Origin of the sequence: Robertmurraya mangrovi (assembly GCF_034427655.1) — a bacterium.
Lineage (GTDB): Bacteria > Bacillota > Bacilli > Bacillales > Cytobacillaceae > Robertmurraya_A > Robertmurraya_A mangrovi.
The window spans coordinates 343,272-360,260 of sequence record NZ_JAXOFX010000001.1; the positions used below are offsets into that span (position 1 = coordinate 343,272).

General features: G+C 36.2%; 17 protein-coding genes. 10 read left to right on the plus strand and 7 right to left on the minus strand.

The window, feature by feature from the left end; genetic code table 11:
• Positions 1 to 10 precede the first annotated feature (10 nt).
• Positions 11 to 739, plus strand: a complete 729-nt coding sequence (locus SM124_RS01765) for an ABC transporter ATP-binding protein (protein ID WP_322444766.1) — start codon at positions 11 to 13, stop codon at positions 737 to 739.
• A 20-nt stretch (positions 740 to 759) separates the two neighbouring features.
• Positions 760 to 2,457: an acetate--CoA ligase gene (gene acsA / locus SM124_RS01770; protein ID WP_322444767.1), complete on the plus strand. Its 1,698-nt coding sequence runs from the start codon at positions 760 to 762 to the stop codon at positions 2,455 to 2,457.
• Positions 2,458 to 2,545: 88 nt separating this feature from the next.
• On the opposite strand, the gene SM124_RS01775 is transcribed toward acsA, so the two are convergent.
• The 3 genes from SM124_RS01775 to SM124_RS01785 are packed head-to-tail and all read right to left on the minus strand — an operon-like array spanning position 2,546 to position 5,212.
• Positions 2,546 to 3,703: a DUF4179 domain-containing protein gene (locus SM124_RS01775; protein WP_322444768.1), complete on the minus strand. Its 1,158-nt coding sequence runs from the start codon at positions 3,701 to 3,703 to the stop codon at positions 2,546 to 2,548.
• Entirely contained in the window at positions 3,697 to 4,275 is a 579-nt protein-coding gene (locus tag SM124_RS01780; protein ID WP_322444769.1) for an RNA polymerase sigma factor, read from the minus strand. Before SM124_RS01780 ends, SM124_RS01775 begins: the two co-directional genes overlap by 7 nt.
• A gap of 22 nt (positions 4,276 to 4,297) precedes the next feature.
• Positions 4,298 to 5,212 carry a D-alanyl-D-alanine carboxypeptidase family protein gene (locus tag SM124_RS01785; protein ID WP_322444770.1) on the minus strand — a complete coding sequence of 305 codons (915 nt, stop codon included), beginning with the start codon at positions 5,210 to 5,212 and terminating at the stop codon, positions 4,298 to 4,300.
• A gap of 225 nt (positions 5,213 to 5,437) precedes the next feature.
• On the opposite strand from SM124_RS01785, the gene SM124_RS01790 reads away from it, so the two are divergent.
• On the plus strand, positions 5,438 to 6,049 hold the full coding sequence (locus tag SM124_RS01790) for a YitT family protein (protein ID WP_322444771.1): 612 nt from the start codon (positions 5,438 to 5,440) through the stop codon (positions 6,047 to 6,049).
• A 26-nt stretch (positions 6,050 to 6,075) separates the two neighbouring features.
• Here the strand turns inward: SM124_RS01790 and SM124_RS01795 are convergent, their stop codons facing one another.
• From SM124_RS01795 to SM124_RS01805, 3 genes are all read right to left on the minus strand, one after another.
• Positions 6,076 to 7,293: an MFS transporter gene (locus SM124_RS01795; RefSeq protein WP_322445037.1), complete on the minus strand. Its 1,218-nt coding sequence runs from the start codon at positions 7,291 to 7,293 to the stop codon at positions 6,076 to 6,078.
• Positions 7,294 to 7,341: 48 nt separating this feature from the next.
• The gene (locus SM124_RS01800) at positions 7,342 to 7,842 is read right to left on the minus strand and encodes a DUF3231 family protein (RefSeq protein ID WP_322445038.1); all 501 of its coding nucleotides are present in this window, start codon (positions 7,840 to 7,842) and stop codon (positions 7,342 to 7,344) included.
• Positions 7,843 to 7,980: 138 nt separating this feature from the next.
• A complete protein-coding gene (locus SM124_RS01805; RefSeq protein WP_322444772.1) occupies positions 7,981 to 8,256 on the minus strand; it encodes a YqhV family protein in 276 nt (91 codons plus the stop codon).
• Positions 8,257 to 8,589: 333 nt separating this feature from the next.
• On the opposite strand from SM124_RS01805, the gene SM124_RS01810 reads away from it, so the two are divergent.
• On the plus strand, positions 8,590 to 9,423 hold the full coding sequence (locus tag SM124_RS01810; RefSeq protein ID WP_322444773.1) for a manganese catalase: 834 nt from the start codon (positions 8,590 to 8,592) through the stop codon (positions 9,421 to 9,423).
• Positions 9,424 to 9,481: 58 nt separating this feature from the next.
• On the opposite strand, the gene SM124_RS01815 is transcribed toward SM124_RS01810, so the two are convergent.
• The gene (locus tag SM124_RS01815) at positions 9,482 to 9,751 is read right to left on the minus strand and encodes a DUF2619 domain-containing protein (RefSeq protein ID WP_322444774.1); all 270 of its coding nucleotides are present in this window, start codon (positions 9,749 to 9,751) and stop codon (positions 9,482 to 9,484) included.
• Between the two features lie 247 nt (positions 9,752 to 9,998).
• Between SM124_RS01815 and SM124_RS01820 the strand changes: the two genes are divergently transcribed.
• From SM124_RS01820 to SM124_RS01845, 6 genes are all read left to right on the plus strand, one after another.
• Positions 9,999 to 11,669: a methyl-accepting chemotaxis protein gene (locus SM124_RS01820; protein ID WP_322444775.1), complete on the plus strand. Its 1,671-nt coding sequence runs from the start codon at positions 9,999 to 10,001 to the stop codon at positions 11,667 to 11,669.
• 162 nt (positions 11,670 to 11,831) lie between these two features.
• On the plus strand, positions 11,832 to 12,398 hold the full coding sequence (locus SM124_RS01825; RefSeq protein WP_322444776.1) for an HAD-IA family hydrolase: 567 nt from the start codon (positions 11,832 to 11,834) through the stop codon (positions 12,396 to 12,398).
• A gap of 36 nt (positions 12,399 to 12,434) precedes the next feature.
• A complete protein-coding gene (locus SM124_RS01830) occupies positions 12,435 to 13,166 on the plus strand; it encodes a polyphosphate kinase 2 family protein (protein ID WP_322444777.1) in 732 nt (243 codons plus the stop codon).
• A 229-nt stretch (positions 13,167 to 13,395) separates the two neighbouring features.
• Positions 13,396 to 14,733: a spore germination protein gene (locus tag SM124_RS01835; protein WP_322444778.1), complete on the plus strand. Its 1,338-nt coding sequence runs from the start codon at positions 13,396 to 13,398 to the stop codon at positions 14,731 to 14,733.
• A 21-nt stretch (positions 14,734 to 14,754) separates the two neighbouring features.
• A complete protein-coding gene (locus SM124_RS01840; RefSeq protein WP_322444779.1) occupies positions 14,755 to 15,855 on the plus strand; it encodes an SLC5/6 family protein in 1,101 nt (366 codons plus the stop codon).
• Positions 15,852 to 16,952 carry a Ger(x)C family spore germination protein gene (locus tag SM124_RS01845; RefSeq protein ID WP_322444780.1) on the plus strand — a complete coding sequence of 367 codons (1,101 nt, stop codon included), beginning with the start codon at positions 15,852 to 15,854 and terminating at the stop codon, positions 16,950 to 16,952. Before SM124_RS01840 ends, SM124_RS01845 begins: the two co-directional genes overlap by 4 nt.
• The last annotated feature ends 37 nt before the right edge of the window (positions 16,953 to 16,989 follow it).

Consider the following 16,989-nt stretch of genomic DNA (forward strand, 5'->3'; position numbering starts at 1 on the left):
GGGATTCACTTTGGTACTAGTAGTAGATCAAGCAACAAGAGAATTTGATAATGGAAACACTGCTTTCCGTAACATAAGTTTTTCGGCTGAACATGGCGAAATTATTGGCCTTCTTGGAACAAGTGGCTGTGGGAAAAGTACTTTATTAAGAACTATTTCTGGTTTAGACACCCTTTATGCAGGGAGCATCCTTTTAAACGGATGTGAGGCTAGAGACTGCGATGTAAACATTGGGTACATGTTTCAAGAGCCGAGATTAATGCCATGGTTAAATGTCCTTGAAAATGTATTGTTCGGTGAAAAGAATCAAAAGAATCAGCGAAAAGACACCGCCTTGAATTTATTAGAGCTGGTAGGCCTAAAAGGATTTGAAAAGAATTACCCAAAGGAATTATCAGGTGGAATGGCTCAAAGGGTAGCAATTGCCCGAGCATTGTTCACTTCACCGGATTTTTTACTTCTAGATGAACCATTTAGTGCTCTAGATGCTTTTACAAAAATGCAGCTTCAAGATCTTTTGCTCTCTGTATGGGAGAAAAGTAAAGCTACCTTGTTATTAGTGACACATGATATAGATGAAGCCCTTTATTTATGTGACCGTTTATTGATATTTAGAGGACAGCCGGGTGAACTTTGTAAGGAAATTAAAATTAACCATCCAAGGCCAAGGTCAAGAGGGGACGAGGAGTTAGCAAAGGAGAAGAAACACATCTTGTCTTTATTAGACTTAGAAAAATAGTTTAAAAGAGGGAGTTCAACATGACAAATAAATTCATACATTTGCCACCAACAGAAGGTGAATATCAATTAAGTCATTATGAAGGAACAAGAGATGTTTTTTCATGGGAGTCGGTGCATGCTCAGTTTAGCTGGAACAAAACGGGTAAAGTGAACATGGCATACGAATGTATTGACCGACATGTGGATGACGGATATGGAGATAAAACAGCATTAATATATATAGAAGGAACAAAACGTGAAGAACTTACTTTTCATGAACTAAAAAAGAGAACAGATCAATTGGCTGCATTATTAAAGTCTAGAGGAGTTAAAAAAGGGGACCGGGTTTTTGTCTTTTTAACGAAGCATCCGGATTGTTATGTAGCGGTACTTGCTAGTATTAAAATTGGAGCCATTGTTGGTCCATTATTCGAAGCGTTTATGGAAGAAGCCATCTATGACAGAATGTATGATTGCGAAGCCTCCGTTTTAATTACAAATAGTGAACTTTTAGAAAGAGTTCCAGTGAATAAACTACCACATTTAAAATCTATTTACATAACGGATGAGAGTGAGGATGAGTCTTTACTTTCCATCCCGAAACTTACCAGCAATGATACGGAAATAGCAGATGTTATTGAGTGGGTTGACTTGAATGATGGGATGATTATTCACTATACTTCTGGGTCAACAGGTAAGCCAAAAGGGGTATTACATGCACACCGAGTGATGGTTCAACAGTATCAAACTGGAAAATGGGTGTTAGATTTAAGGGACGATGATATTTACTGGTGTACAGCCCATCCAGGTTGGGTCACAGGAAGTTCATACGGAATTTTTGCTCCTTGGTTAAATCGTGCAACGATCGTTGTCCACGGAGGTCGGTTTGCAGCAGAAGAATGGTTTGATGTGATTGAGCAAGCTGGTGTAACGGTATGGTATAGTGCACCGACTGCTTTTCGTTTATTAATGGATAAAACAGAATTGGTAAAGAATTATAATCTTTCGAGTCTTCGTCATATTTTATCTGTCGGTGAACCGCTTAATCCTGAAGTAATTACATGGGGTGTGGAGACATTAAATCTACGCATACATGATACATGGTGGATGACGGAAACAGGCGGGCAATTAATCGTTAATTTACCTTCCCAAACGATTAAACCAGGTTCAATGGGTAGACCACTACCAGGGATTCAAGCAGCCATTATTGATCATCAAGGGAATGAGCTAAAAAGAGGTGAGCTTGGGTTATTAGCGATAAAAAAGGGCTGGCCTTCCATGATGAAAGAAATTTGGAAAAACGAAGAAAAGTACCATTCCTATTTTATTCATGATTGGTATTTATCGGGTGATTTAGCTTATATGGATGAAGAGGGATATGTGTTTTTCCAAGGTAGGGACGACGATATGATTAACTCTTCGGGAGAAAGAATAGGACCGTTTGAAGTGGAAAGTAAACTCATAGAACATCCAGCTGTATTAGAAGCAGCCGTCATTGGGAAGCCAGATCCCGTTCGAGGTGAGATTGTGAAAGCTTTTATCGTACTAGTGGGAGGCTACACGGACAATCCAAAACTGAAAAAAGAGATTCAAACCTTTGTTCGATATAAGCTGTCTGCTCATTCTATGCCAAGAGAAATTGAAGTATTAGACGAGCTTCCGAAAACGCAAATAAGCGGAAAAATACTAAGAAGAGAATTAAAACGAAAAGAAATAGAAAAATTGGTAGTTAACTAATATATAAAAAGCCTGGATGTTCCAAACTTATATAATAGAAGAAACTCGGTCATTCTTCCTTATATGTTGGAAATCCAGGCTCATTTAATTAGAAGAGGCGAATTTTTTTCCCGACCTTATGAGTCTCTCCACCATCTCTTGTTGTGAATTCAACTTCATCAAAAACTAAATATAATTCTTTTGGATAGTTAAAGTAAAAGCTTTCAAACTGTGGCCTTGTGTTACCTAAGTCTGTTAGTATTTCGTCTTCTATATGGTTGTAAATTTTACCGTTTTCATCTTCAAGGTGATAAGTATACAAGATTCCTTTTCCTTCATCGAGTTTTGACAACAAGTCAATTTTCATGGATGTCATAGTAGGATACACTTTCACATAATCTACTGAAAGATCAAGGTTCTTTCCACCTGCTTCAATCGAGAACTTTTTCCCAGCATGAGTTTTTGGTTCTTTTGCTACAATTGTGTTATCTAGCTTAACACCTAAGTTCCAATTTCCATCAAAGTTAATGTATTCACGATTTGGTTTTTCCGTACGGTTGGTTGCTTCGTACAGATTTTTTATGGATATTCTCAATTCCTCAGGAGTGTAGTTTGTCTCACCATTGTTAACGAATTCCATAAAACCGTAGAAGTCTTTTTGGTCTTCTGTTTTAGTAGGTGTTTGTATATAACGTGGTAGGAAGTGTGCCCCGTTCGTTTCCTCTCCATATTCTGTTAAAGAATCTTTTTTCTGCTTAACAATTAATCTTCCTTTTTCATCTGTCACCTTCAACTCTTCAAACCATAAATCTTGTAGATCTTCTATGTTTCCGGATTTCTCCTTATCTAGTGCTACATGATAGACAATGAAAACGCGCTTTTTATCAGCAATTACTTCATCAACAGTGAAAGAAACCCCGTTGTTTTCTGTAGTTACCCCACCAGCAAAGCCACTGTGTTTACTAGCTTCTGTTAACCCATTATCATCTTGATAAGGACTTATACTCCAAATCACTCCTAGACTCTCCATGATTTTACCAAAGGCAGGTGTCATAGAAACATTCCATGCTAACAATAATCCTGCCGCAGTTGCACCAATAGTTGTGAACGTTTTTTTCCATTTGAATTTCTTTTTTATCGGACTAGAAAGTTCTTTCTCAACCAAACTTGGTACATTTTCAGCAAATCTAATTAATGATTCTGGAACTTCTATTGAATCGAGATTCGTTTTGATTTCATTTTTTAATTGTTCATCATTTTTTACCATGCGGAATCACCGACTTTCTTAAATTCGTTTTGAAAAGGAATGACCTTGCCTAAACTTACTCGCGCCCTAAATAATCTAGTTTTAATGGTGGAAGTAGGAACGTTAATCAATTGTGAGATTTCTTTTAAGCTTAAATCTTGATAGTAATAGAGAATAGTAACAATTCTTAACTCATCGGGTAAGGCCATAATCATTTGTAAAAGTAAATTGTTTCTTTCTTTTTTTAACAAATGTTCTTCTGGTTCTGTGGTAGCACCATTTAACTCTAATTGACTTTGGTCTAGACTAGTTTCCGTTGTTGTTATTTTTCCTGTTTTTCTAATGGTATCTAGTGATCTACTAGACACTAGTGTAAGAAACCAACCAGAAAAGGAGCGTATGTCTTTCTTTTCCATAATCCCTATGTAGGCTTCTATTAAAGCGTTTTGTACGGTATCTTCAGCTAGTTCTTTTGATCTTAAAAAGGAGAGGGATATCGCGTATGCTTTTTGTAAATAAGGCTTAACGAGTTCTCCGAATGCAGACTTCTCTCCATGTTGACACCGAAGAATCAATGCTTCATCTATGTTCATTTTCAACATCCTGTTCAATTGTTTAATTTAAGACATTAAATCCATAATCCAGTAATTTTCTAGTTTCAATAAATCTTTCATCTCTAGATGAGGTTTTCATCACAACCGTGATCAGTCTTTCTCCATTCTTAACGGCTGTACTAGCAAAAGAGTATCCACCATCTTCTGTTGACCCTGTTTTTAAGCCATCCATACCTGGATATTCGTATTTTTGCCCCGTTAACATCCAATTCCAATTTTCCATTTCAATTGAATGGTTTGTACCGGCTTGAAAAATCAGCCTAGGTATTTGAGTTACTTCTAGAATCTCAGGATAATCTTTCACTAAATGTAAAGCTAGTAGCCCTGTGGACTTGGCAGACATCACATTTTCGTCATCTTTGTCTGTTCCCTTAGGATGCATTCCTTTGAGATCTCGATTGTTTAGCCCTGTGCAGTTAATAAATTTATAGGTTTCTAACTCTAGTTCATTAGCTTTTTTATTCATATGATTGATAAATTCTTCTTCTGTACCTGTTAGTTTTTCAGCTAATGCAATGGTTGCTCCATTAGCTGAATAAATCAACATGGCTTCAAACAACTCTCTAACGGTGTAAGGATTTCCTTTTTTTAATGGAACGTTTGATAAGCTTAAATCTTGCGATATCATCTCAGCATAGGAGCTTATTGGGACAAGGTCGTTCCAATCTAATTGTTGATCTTTTATCGCTTCTAGAATTAAATAGGAACTCATCATTTTTGTCATGCTTGATGGAGATAGTGCTTGATCTGCATTTTTTTCATAGATCAACTCACCATTGTCGGCGTTCAGAACAACTGCAGCTTCTCCATTGATGTGTAATTGAGTTTTTAGGTTAACAACGGAAAGTAGCTTATCTGAAACATTATTCATGCCTAGTAAAACAAGAATGGTTGCTGCAACAAAAATCTTTTTCATATCATCTCACCACTTAGTCACTCTTTCTCGCATTCATCCCGGGATATAAATGTGGAAAGGCTTGGAAAAGTTTGTTTCGTAAATATGACGAAGGAAAAGAGAGAGAGGTTCTCATTTTTTAGAAAAAATTTAATTAGTTCAAGAAAGCATGTACAAAAAACACATAAAGGAACTCGGACAAGAATAAAAATAGGAGAGACTAGCTTTCGAGTTGGGATGGATGATATGTATAATTTTTTTAGGAAAAATGGTTTCGTCATAGCAGGTGGAGCAATTCAAGGATTTGGAATGGGGTTATTCCTCTTTCCGCATGCCATCCCTTCCGGAGGTGCAGGGGGATTAGCCGTATTATTAAACTACTTTCTTCATTTAGATATGGGTTTTTCGTTATGGATTGTTAATTTTTCTATGCTCGTATTAGCAATAAAATTTTTAGGAAATCGGTGTGCCATTTGGACAATGGTCGCTATATCGGTAACATCGCTTTCTATTTATTTTTTTCAAAATACGATTTCGAAACCGCTGGGGAATGTTTGGGTTGATCTCGTGATAGGATCCCTATTTCTTGGGACTGGTGTTGGGTTGCTTTTAAGAGAAGGGGTATCTAATGGAGGGGTTGGTGTAATTGCATTAATTATTTCAACGGAAAGAAATATCCTTCCCGGGAGACCTTTATTTTGGATCAACGTTAGTATTTTCTTTATTACAGCATTAATTATCAGCTGGGATATCATTATTCAGGCGCTTATTAGCCAATGGATATCTACAAAAGTGGTGGACTATGTGTGTGGAATTCGTTTTCACCAAGTATATACATTAGGATGGAGGAAGAAATAAAGAATACTTCCTCCATTTTTTATTTTTTAAACGTAGTTATAACGGAAGCCATTCGTGTTATCTTTATGACCATCTTTTCCTTTTACATGAATAAGAGCTAGACAGAGGAGCCCCACTGTAAGTGTCAGACCCGCAATAGTAAAGAACATCCCAGGTCTAGACCATTCCATTAAACGTGTGAAGACGGGTGGACCGACAGCAACTCCTAAGAATCGAACAGATCCATATAGGGAAGTGACAAACCCTCTTCGCTCTTTTCCAACAGAACCAGTTATCAGACTGTTAATACAAGGTAAAACGAGACCTGTACCAACGCTACTGATGGATAGAACAAGAAGGAACATGACTATGCCTTTAAAGAGGACAAGCAATGAATAGGAAAGAGTCATTAGTAAAAAGCCTAATACAATTAACCTTTTCATCACCACTAGGTTTTTCCCGATTTTGCTACCAGTAATATAAGAAGTGGTTACCATGACGAGAAGGGGTACCGCTAAAATTAAACCTTTAATGATTCCGTCAATTTTATACGTTTTCTCAAGAACGTCAGAAAGATAAAATAAGATACCGAATAATGTAAATAGACAGGTTGCTCCGGCTAAGTATGTGGTAAATAACCAGCGTCCTTCATATTTAAAAACACTTAGCAGACCCCTAACATATTTTCCAAATGGAGGGGGAGCTTGGCGATTTCGTTTTTCTTTAATGAAAATCCAAGTAAGAAGAATTGAAATCGTACAAATCGCAGGGAAGGCGAAAAAGACAGCATACCAGGCGATCAAACCAAACAATGATCCTAGGATTGGTGAGAGTACCTTTCCTAATCCATTTGAGGCCTCCACTATCCCGAGTACCCTACTTTGTTCCCCACCCTTAAATAAATCTCCTGTAAGAGCCATAGCAATCGGAGCTGTACCTGCAGCACCAATACCTTGAAGGGTTCTCCCCACTAAAATCCATATGTATGGGTTGTCTATCCCCGCAGCACTTAACCCAGCGAGTAACCCTCCTAATCCATATAAAACTAGAGCCGGTAGGATGATGATTTTTCTGGAAAATCGATCGGATAAATACCCGAGTATTGGGATAAAAATGGCTGCTGAAATCGAAAAGACTGTAATTGTCATACTCACTTGTAATTGAGATAACTTCAATGCTGACTTCATCTGTGGCAAGATGGGGATAAGCATTGAATTTCCTAATGTCATAATTAAAGGAATTGACCCAATGGCTGTGATTAGCATGTTTTTATTCTTTGAGGCCAATTAATTACACATCCTTCTGAATAGCTCTTATTTAAGATTTAATGGTGGTAGTACTAGCCAGCCTTTTTCTTTGCTGATTTTTAATAGCTTCTCTTCATATTCCGCCTTTTGTACATGAAATTCTCCGTACATTTGAGCAATATCTTCACGAGTCGCAATACTGCTTATATAACTGCATGCAATTTTTCCTGCTAAAAGTTCCTTTTGTACAAGCAAGGCTATTTCCGGATCATTAAAGCGTGCTCCTGCAGGGATATCCTCCACTTGAACATCAGGTCGTGCAGGAGGCGCTGGAGGTAATCGGATACCATTTGTTTTTAAGATGGCTTCTGATTGCTGCTCTTCTTGTTTAATACAGTTTTCAAGTAGATCCTCTAGTAACACTTTTAAATCATGGTCACCAGTATGGTTAATCAAAACTTGTAAAGTTACTAGATAGGCTTTCGTTGCATGTAAATGAGTCCAAAGGTTAAATACTTCCCCAGAATGTAATGGTTGATCTTGCGGTTTACCACTGAAAATTCCCATCATATTTCCTCCCTAAACTAAACAGACATAACAAGGAATATTGTTTGTAATTCATTTGCTTTTTATGATTATAATTAAATTTTTACTGTCTCTAAACCTGAAAAAAGCTACCTCAAGATTAAAGGTAGCTTTTGCCGTTTATTGACTTTTGACTCCATATAAAATGAAACCGACACCGCATAAAATCCAAAACATTTTCATAAAAGATACTTTTTCAGCAATGCCGAAGAGTCCAATCGTTGTTGTGGCAATAAGGACAAGGGGCCCAATTAAGGCGAGAGAACTGTTAATAAGAAGGGCTTTTTCGACTTCGTTATACTTTAATATAAAGACTGCCGCCAGAATCTCCAAGCTTCCAGACATTAATCGTAGAAACGCCATCCCTAAGATAGCCTTTTCAAATAGACCGAACATAGTTACCTCCATAATGAAAGATTGCTGTACTAATATATGCTGTATATGTATAGAGAAGGACAAGTTTTTATTTAAATTTCCGTATAAGGCTGGATTCGCAAATAAAAATGAATTTTTACAAAATAAATTCTAATATCGCAAAAAAAGTGTCATTTTCGCAAAAAAAATTAGAATATCGCAAAATAAATTAGATTATCGCAAAATTAATCTAGCAGTCGCATAAATCCCAAAAGTTGCCAAACAATTTTTTACTAATTATAGTTACAACGGGACATACAACATCTAATACTATTTGAATATATTGTAACTGTTCATAATAGTGGAGGTGTGCTGATGTTTTATCATATAAAAGAACTTCAATATGAATCTAAGCCAAGTAAGCCTGACCCGGTGTATGCAAAGAAACTACAAGAAATTTTGGGTGGGCAGTTTGGAGAAATAAGTGTTGCCATGCAATACTTATTCCAAGGTTTTAATAGTCGGGCGGATGCTAAATATCGTGACCTTTTATTAGATGTTGGAACGGAAGAGCTGGCTCACATTGAAATGTTAGCAACCTTAATTGCTAGGTTATTGGACAATGCTCCTGTAAAACAGCAAGAGGCGGCTTATAAAAGCAATCCTGCTTTAGCGGCAGTGATGGGTGGAATGAACCCGCAGCATGCCATTGTTTCGGGACTTGGAGCTCAAGCAGCGGATAGTGTTGGATACCCGTGGACTTCAAGATACATTATCTCAAGTGGAAACTTACTAGCTGACTTTAGAGCAAATTTAAATGCAGAATCTCAAGGTCGACTTCAAGCTGTACGTTTATATGAGATTTCTGATGATCCAGGTGTTAAAGATACTTTATCTTTCTTAATTGCACGTGATACAGCTCACCAAAATCAGTGGATAGCAGCAATCGCCGAATTAGAGGCAAGAGAGAAAGATATAGTTGTTCCGACAACATTCCCGAGAGAGCTTCAAAAGCAAGCGGTAGCATATGATTTGTACAATTTATCTCGTGGGGAAGAAAGTAGCCAGGGAAGATGGGCTAAAGGTCCAAGTATGGATGGTCGAGCAAACTTCAGATATGTTTCAAACCCAGTCCCATATGGTCCGAAACCGTTCTTGGTACCTGCCCCTGTTTATATCCACAACACGATGCCTCCAATGTTCAAATAAATACAAAAGCATATATAAAGATTACGGGCTATATAGAGTCCGTAATTTTTTTGGCCATTCACTTAATTCCAAATAAAATACACCCAACTCCAAAAAATATCCAAATTAATTTTTTCCCTCTGACTTGATCTGCTATCCCATAAACGCCAATTGAAATAATGGCAATGAATAGAAGTGACTCAATAAAAGCAAGAGAACTATTTATAATTAGAGCTTTTTCAATCGCATTAAATTTAACAATGAGATAGGCTGCAAAAATTTCAATACACCCGGATATAAAGCATAAGATAGCCATTCCTAAAATGGTTTTTTTAACACCTTCAAACATATGAACCTCCTTAACTCCTACCTTCCTAATCTATGCATACAAGCTTTAAGAAAGGACAACTTATAAAAATACTTTAGCGTGATGTAGAATTTCTGAAGATTTTTATGTTTTTTTGGTAGATATGATTAAAAAGTCATAATTCTATCAAATTTGAGGTCAGTTATTAGGTAAATCTACCTTGTTTAAAGTGGTAAACTAAACATATGAAATGAACATCATATGTTTACAGTGGGGACGGGGATATGAAATGAAAAAAATCAATAATCTATCTGTAAAAGTAAAACTTTTAGTGACCATCTTAATTGTAACTTTGTTGCCATTAATGGTTGCAGGTTATCTTTCTTACGAGTCTTCCTACAAAGGAGTCTATGAGGTTACGAAGCAAGATTTAGATTATATTGTACGAGTAGAAACTAGATTAATTGGAACTTTTTCTGAAGATGGAAATATTACAGTAGAAGAAGAAACAGGAATAAATGAGGCACTAGCTGATTTAAAGAAAAGTTTTTATGAAGATAATGGAATGTCCGGCTATGGATACATATTAGATGAAACTGGTACGATTCTTTTTCATCCGGATGAGTCAGTCATTGGGTCTAACATAGGAGACCAAGAGTTTGCTAAGAAAATTATCAGTGAACAAAAGGGCTATACGGAGTACGAATGGAAGGGAGAAATGAAGGTAGCGGCTTATGAAAAACTTCCGAATGGATGGTCGTTTGCTGTTTCTAGTTATTTAGAAGATATGATGCTACCAGTTGAAAAAATTAAGCAGCAAATTTTTATCATAAGTGTGATTGGTTCATTAGTTGCCTTACTGACAGGCTGGTTTATTATTTCGCAAATTACTAAACCCATTAAGTCAGTAGTAGCTGCAATGGAAAAAGCTGAACAAGGGGACTTGACCGTTCAAGTACCTATTTATTCAGAAGATGAAATTGGTCAAATTTCCGTCATGTTTAATAAAATGATGGAAAAATTGAAAGGGATATTAGTAACGATTCACGAAGCTTCGGAACAAGTGGCTGCATCTTCGGAAGAATTAACGGCAAGTGCTGATGAAAATAGTAGAGCATCGGAACAGATTTCATTGGCTGCTGAAGAAATTTCACGAGGTTCTCAAGATCAAGTTGACCGTGTTGGAGAAGTTGTTGCATCCATTCATCAAATCTCTTATTCTGTTAATCAAACAGCGGTTAATGTCGTTAAGGTCAATGATGATTCTAAAATAGCAGATCAATTTGCAAAAGAGGGAGTAGTCAAACTCTCTAAAGTAGTAGATGAAATGAATGATATTACAAAAAAGGTAAGTCAAACGGAAAATGTCATTCGGGAGCTAGGAAAGCAGTCTGAATCAATTATGGGAATCATTACAGTCATACGCGAATTAAGCGAACAAACGAATCTTTTAGCTTTAAATGCTGCCATCGAAGCAGCTAGAGCAGGAGAGCAAGGGAAAAGCTTTGCAGTAGTTGCAGGGGAAGTAAGAAAACTAGCAGAGCAATCTGGAAAATCAGCCAATGAAATCGCCGAGTTAATTTTAAAGATAAATGATGAGATTAAGCAGGCAACAAGGATGATGGGAGAAAGTTCATCTGCTGTTAGTGAAGGGGAGTCAGTTGTTCAAGAAGCGGCACAATCATTTAGAAAAATTGAAAATGCTGTTAATGATGTTTATGTAGAGATGGAGACGTTAGCATCCGCTATCCAAAATGTGAAGGAGAGTACCACTGTCATTGTGGAGCATTCAGATGCCATCTCTAAATTAGCTGAGGTAGCTGCTGGTGATACGGAAGAAGTTGCAGCGGCTGCAGAACAGCAAAATGCATCGATGCAAGAAATCAACTCAGCTTCGCATGTTTTATCACAAATGGCTGAATACCTTCAAGCACAAGTTAATCATTTTAAAGTCAAGTAATATCGAGAAGAGGTAAACATCGTTTATCTCTTCTTTAACATATAAAAACCTAATTGAACTACAAATTTCTTATTAAATTATGAAAAAATTCTATTAAAGTTGGGGAATTTAGTGGTATGTATGTAACGTCAAAAATAAAATAGAACATTAGAGGTGCTAAAAATGAATATTCTATGGGACTTTGATGGAACTCTTTTTAATACATATCCAGCATATACAAAGTTATTTCAGGAAGCTGTTCCAAATGCCACTCAAGAGGAAGTATTCAAACAACTAAAAGTTTCTTTTTCACATACGTTTAAATATTTTGAGCTTGGTGAAGAAATGCAAAATCAAATTAGAAAGAAAGCTAGAGAACTAAAGCCAAAAGAATTGTTTCCGTTTCCAGCTGTGGAAGAAGTATTAAAACAGGCAGACTTGAACGTCATTATGACACATAAAGAAAGAGAAGATGTCTGGAACATACTAAAGTTTCATAAGCTGGACCACTACTTTATTGACATGGTCGCGGGGGATGATGGCTACCCGAGGAAACCAGACCCGGCATCCTATAAGTACTTACATGAAAAACATCATATTGATTTGGCCATAGGGGATAGAGAACTAGATATCCTTCCGGCAAAACAGCTAGGAATAAAAACATGCTTATTTCAGAATAGAACGTCTGGAGCTGATTACTATTTAGATGATTATCATGATTTTGGGAGTGTTGTCAGGCTTCATGATTAACATGAAGCCAACTTTATTTTAAGGGGGACTAACTTTATGTTAGAGCAAGTGGATTTAGATTTAAAAATGGAAAATAAAAAAGAATATAAGCAATTACTAAAGGAAAGCCAATTAAAACTACTAACCTTACAAAGAACGTTAGTAGATAACCAAATCGGCTGCATTATTGTAACAGAAGGCTGGGATGCTGCCGGTAAAGGTGGGGCCATCAAAAGAATGACGGAGAAACTTGACCCTAGAGGACTAGAAGTACATGCGATTGCTGCTCCGACAGCAGATGAAAAAAGATATCCATATTTACACCGCTTTTGGACCAGGATTCCGAAATACGGAAAAATAGGGATCTTTGATCGATCTTGGTACGGTCGTGTATTAGTGGAACGAGTTGAAAAGTTTGCAAAAGAAGAAGAGTGGAAGAGAGCATATGATGAAATCATTCATTTCGAGAAATTACTGAATGATGAAAACTATATCATTATTAAATTCTGGTTCCATATATCCAAAGATGAACAGCTAGAGCGTTTTAAAGAAAGAGAGGACAATCCTTTAAAAAGATGGAAAATTACAGAGGAGGATTGGCGTAACAGAGAGAAGTGGGACGATTATCTAGTGGCAGTAGAGGAAATGCTTGAAAGGACAAATACTCCATATGCACCATGGGTAGTTGTTGAAGGGGAAGATAAGAAGTTTGCTAGATTAAAAAGCATACAAACTCTAGTTAAACAAATAGAAAAACACTTAGAAGTCAAGGGAATTCAAATAAAATAAACCTGCTTTTTGTTTTTCATTAGTCATAAAAAATTCGTAACCACTATTATATTAGGCATCTGTTCTGATGGTAAACCATGGATCAGATGTCTTTTTAGTTTATAAATTATCTTGTTAATAGAGGTATCTAATTTAAAAACATACTGACATTTGTTGATTTTAGGAATGATTTCATCATTTTGGCAAATAATAAGTCGCATATTTACAATTTTTTATTGGGAGAGAAATCATGCAACTGATGAATGAACAGATTAAAAAATACTTTAAGAGCAAACTTGAGGACTCTCTTGATGTAAAGTATCAGGAATTGTACTTTTTAGGACAAAATGTTGAATTAATTTACATAAATAGTATTTGCGATACTGATAAGATTCAAGAACTGGTCGTCAAACCATTTTTTGAAATTCAAGATATTAGAAAATTTGAGACGTATTTAAAATCACTTCAATCCTATCAAGAATTTGAGGATATGGAAAAAGCTTTAAAAGAAGTGTTAAGGGGAGGTTTAGTCCTCTTAACGTGCAAATCTGTTCATATCCTGTCATTAAAGAATTATGTGAGTGAAGGGGTAAAGAAAGCGGAAGTAGAGACAACGATTCAAGGTCCGCAAATGGCTTTATCAGATGATTTACAACAAAACATAAATATGATTCGTCATCGCTATCATCAACCCTCTTTAATTGTTGAAAAAGAGGAAGTAGGGTCAGTTTCAGCATTAGAATTAATGATTGTTTATGATAAGAAAAAAGTAGATGAGAGCATTTTAAAAAATATAAAAGATAAGATTAACGAAATTAAAAGCAGTAAAGAAATGGTTCAATCAGCAGGTGAATTTCAAAGGCTGTTAACTCCACAAGAAAGAACCCTCTTTCCGGTACATATGATTACCGAACGTGTAGATCGTGTAGCCTTAAATATTTCCCAAGGAAAAGTGGTGCTTATGATAGAAGGGGCACCATTTTCACTCGTACTTCCTGCTGTTTTTTATGATTTTATGAGTTCAATGGAGGATTTGTATCAACCATTTTGGGTGGGTAAGTTCCTTGTGTCATTAAGGTACCTAGGGTTGTTTATTAGCTTAACATTACCAGGTGCATATGTAGCAATAACAGCCTATAATCCTGAGATTTTCAAAGTACAGTTAGCCCTAGGGGTAGCCGGAAGCCGGGCATCTGTTCCGTATCCTGCATTCTTAGAGGTTATTTTTATGTTAGTGATGATGGAATTACTAACAGAGGCTTCCATTCGTCTACCGAAGTCGATTGGATCGACCGCGACAACAGTTGGAGGGTTAATTCTTGGTCAAGCCGCTACAGAGGCTGGGTTAGTATCAAATATTATGATTATTATTGTTTCAGCTGTAGCCATTTCAAATTTCATTATACCAATAAATGAAATGAGTTTTGCCATGAGGGTGGTCAAGTATATCATTCTTGTTGTTTCAACACTGGGTGGCACAATTGGTTTAATTGTGAGTCTGTTTGCACTCATTGCATATTTAGTATCTTTAGATAGTTTTGGTCAACCGTATTTACGTTTATTTATGAATGAGGCAAAAGGAAAATAATCGGGGGGGGGGGGGGAAGGCATGTTTAAGAGTAGATATTATTACTATTTAATTTTTTTAAATATGCTTGCCAATATTGTTGTGTTTGTTCCCCGAATCCTGCTGGATGACCGAAGAAATGGTGCACTAAGTGCGATGTTGATTGCCATCCCTCTAGGTTTGATGATTTCTTATTTCTTCACTAAGTTTATGTCAAAATTTCCAGGTAAGGGATTACCAGAGGTGCTAAAGGAAGTGGGTTTTCCTAAATTTTTAACGGTTCCTCTAATTGGCTTAACGGCTCTTCTATGGTTCTCTGCTGGCATATTGGCACTTTTGGCATTTACCGATATTACAAAAAGATTTATTAATCCAGATATTGGTGTCCTCTATATCGCTTTACTTTTTCTATTATTAGTTGTTTGGGCTTCCAAGCTACCAACTGAGAAGGTTTTGTATCTACTAGAGATCGTCCTAATCGTCAACGTTCCAGTGATTGCGTTTCTCTTTTTAAAAGCAATCATGAATGATGCTCTTAGTTGGCCAGATATGACTGAAGCAAGTACTTATATAATGAATATTCCTTCATTTGATTCACTTGCAGCAACTACCTATATTTTCACAGGCTATATTAATATTGTTATCTTCAATCGTGTTTTCAATGAAAAAATAAATATGCGCCCATTTATCTTTGTGATCTTTATTGGAATTGGCGTTGTTTTAACAACCTTTTTTATACCTATCGGATACTTTGGATTTGATGGAGTAGGTGAGTTTAACTTTCCGTGGATTACAGCAACTGACGCCATTCGGATTGAGTTTGGCTTTGTTGAACGCGTATTCTTTGTCTTTTTATTACTCTACATTGGTGTTGCTCTAATCAATGTCATTGTACATTGGCATGTTGGCCTAGAGTTAATCTTAAGCATTTTACCTGAACAGAAAAAAAAGAAAAAATTTAAGTGGTTAACTAAAGACTTGATTGTTTTGCTTATCATTGCGTCAATTTATATGTTTATTCAATTTTATATGGATGAAACAACGGTCTTCAAACTTGGTGAGTGGTGGCTAAGATTGAGGATGCCTAATGAGTATATATTAGTTCTTGCCATCATTCTGTATGTCTGGAGGAAAAGAAGATGAAAAAAGAAAGATTCTTATTCTTATCTTTGATCTGCTGTCTTTTTCTTAGCGGTTGTGGCTATAAGGATATAGATAATCGCTACTTTGTCGTTGGACTAGGGATTGATATACCAGAAAATGAAGAAATGAAATATAAAGTAACCTTAAAGTTGGCCATTCCAAGTGCACAAATTAAAGCGGGTGAAAATGAGTTTGTCTTAGAAAGAGAGGAAGCAGAATCATTAGCAGAAGCAGTTCGTTTGATTAAGTCTAGAGTAAACAAGGAACTAGATTTTGGACATGCCAAATCCATATTGCTTGGAGACGGAATTGTTAAACAGTATGTGAAGGATGAACTAGAATGGTTGATGAGAAGAAGGGATATTCAAAAAATCGCTTGGATTATGAACGCCTCTCCATCAGCGGATGAAATTTTAAAGCTAAAGCCGAAATCGGAAAGAATTCCTGGAAATACATTGTTCTTAATGTTTGGTGAAAATGGTACAGAAACAGCTTATATACACCCTAAATTTTTATTCGAATTTTACAGAGAAATGAAGAATGAAGGTGTAAGTGCAGTGCTACCTACTGTAGTAAAGGATAAAGATGATGAATTAATGGCTGTAAAGGGAGCCGTTATTTTTGACAATGAGAAAGAGAGTTTACGTTTAAGTAAGGAAGAAGCGATGCTATATAATGCCTTATGTAAAGGAGAGGATAAATCAGCTTTTAGAATTAAAGCGGATGACTATTTCTTTGTCATATCTACTGACACGATAAAAGGTACTTACAAAATCAATAATGGTAATAAAAAAAGTCCTTATGTTGACTTTAAAGTTAATATTATTGGCACTTTAGAAGAATCAGATAAAAATCTATCAAATGAGCATTTTGAGAGATATAACCGTCTTGCAGAAAAACAATTTGAAGACGAAGTAAAGAAACTTTTGGAAAAGTTTAGAGAGAATGGAGTAGATCCATTCGGGTTTGGCATGAAATACAGGGCTAATCATTTTAATAACGATACAGAACTTAAGGAGTGGGAGGAGTTATATCCAAAAATAGAGTTTAAAGTGAAAGCGGATGTAAAGATAAAAGGTACAGGAGTAATAGAATAATGTATATTGTCTTACGATTGAAAAACACTATTAAAGA

Excerpts from the sequence above, each read along its gene's own strand:
- acsA (WP_322444767.1), top strand. The coding sequence starts at position 760 with ATGACAAATAAATTCATACATTTGCCACCAACAGAAGGTGAATATCAA.
- SM124_RS01775 (WP_322444768.1), bottom strand. The coding sequence starts at position 3,703 with ATGGTAAAAAATGATGAACAATTAAAAAATGAAATCAAAACGAATCTC.
- SM124_RS01780 (WP_322444769.1), bottom strand. The coding sequence starts at position 4,275 with ATGAACATAGATGAAGCATTGATTCTTCGGTGTCAACATGGAGAGAAG.
- SM124_RS01785 (WP_322444770.1), bottom strand. The coding sequence starts at position 5,212 with ATGAAAAAGATTTTTGTTGCAGCAACCATTCTTGTTTTACTAGGCATG.
- SM124_RS01790 (WP_322444771.1), top strand. The coding sequence starts at position 5,438 with ATGTATAATTTTTTTAGGAAAAATGGTTTCGTCATAGCAGGTGGAGCA.
- SM124_RS01795 (WP_322445037.1), bottom strand. The coding sequence starts at position 7,293 with ATGCTAATCACAGCCATTGGGTCAATTCCTTTAATTATGACATTAGGA.
- SM124_RS01800 (WP_322445038.1), bottom strand. The coding sequence starts at position 7,842 with ATGGGAATTTTCAGTGGTAAACCGCAAGATCAACCATTACATTCTGGG.
- SM124_RS01805 (WP_322444772.1), bottom strand. The coding sequence starts at position 8,256 with ATGTTCGGTCTATTTGAAAAGGCTATCTTAGGGATGGCGTTTCTACGA.
- SM124_RS01810 (WP_322444773.1), top strand. The coding sequence starts at position 8,590 with ATGTTTTATCATATAAAAGAACTTCAATATGAATCTAAGCCAAGTAAG.
- SM124_RS01815 (WP_322444774.1), bottom strand. The coding sequence starts at position 9,751 with ATGTTTGAAGGTGTTAAAAAAACCATTTTAGGAATGGCTATCTTATGC.
- SM124_RS01820 (WP_322444775.1), top strand. The coding sequence starts at position 9,999 with ATGAAAAAAATCAATAATCTATCTGTAAAAGTAAAACTTTTAGTGACC.
- SM124_RS01825 (WP_322444776.1), top strand. The coding sequence starts at position 11,832 with ATGAATATTCTATGGGACTTTGATGGAACTCTTTTTAATACATATCCA.
- SM124_RS01830 (WP_322444777.1), top strand. The coding sequence starts at position 12,435 with ATGTTAGAGCAAGTGGATTTAGATTTAAAAATGGAAAATAAAAAAGAA.
- SM124_RS01835 (WP_322444778.1), top strand. The coding sequence starts at position 13,396 with ATGCAACTGATGAATGAACAGATTAAAAAATACTTTAAGAGCAAACTT.
- SM124_RS01840 (WP_322444779.1), top strand. The coding sequence starts at position 14,755 with ATGTTTAAGAGTAGATATTATTACTATTTAATTTTTTTAAATATGCTT.
- SM124_RS01845 (WP_322444780.1), top strand. The coding sequence starts at position 15,852 with ATGAAAAAAGAAAGATTCTTATTCTTATCTTTGATCTGCTGTCTTTTT.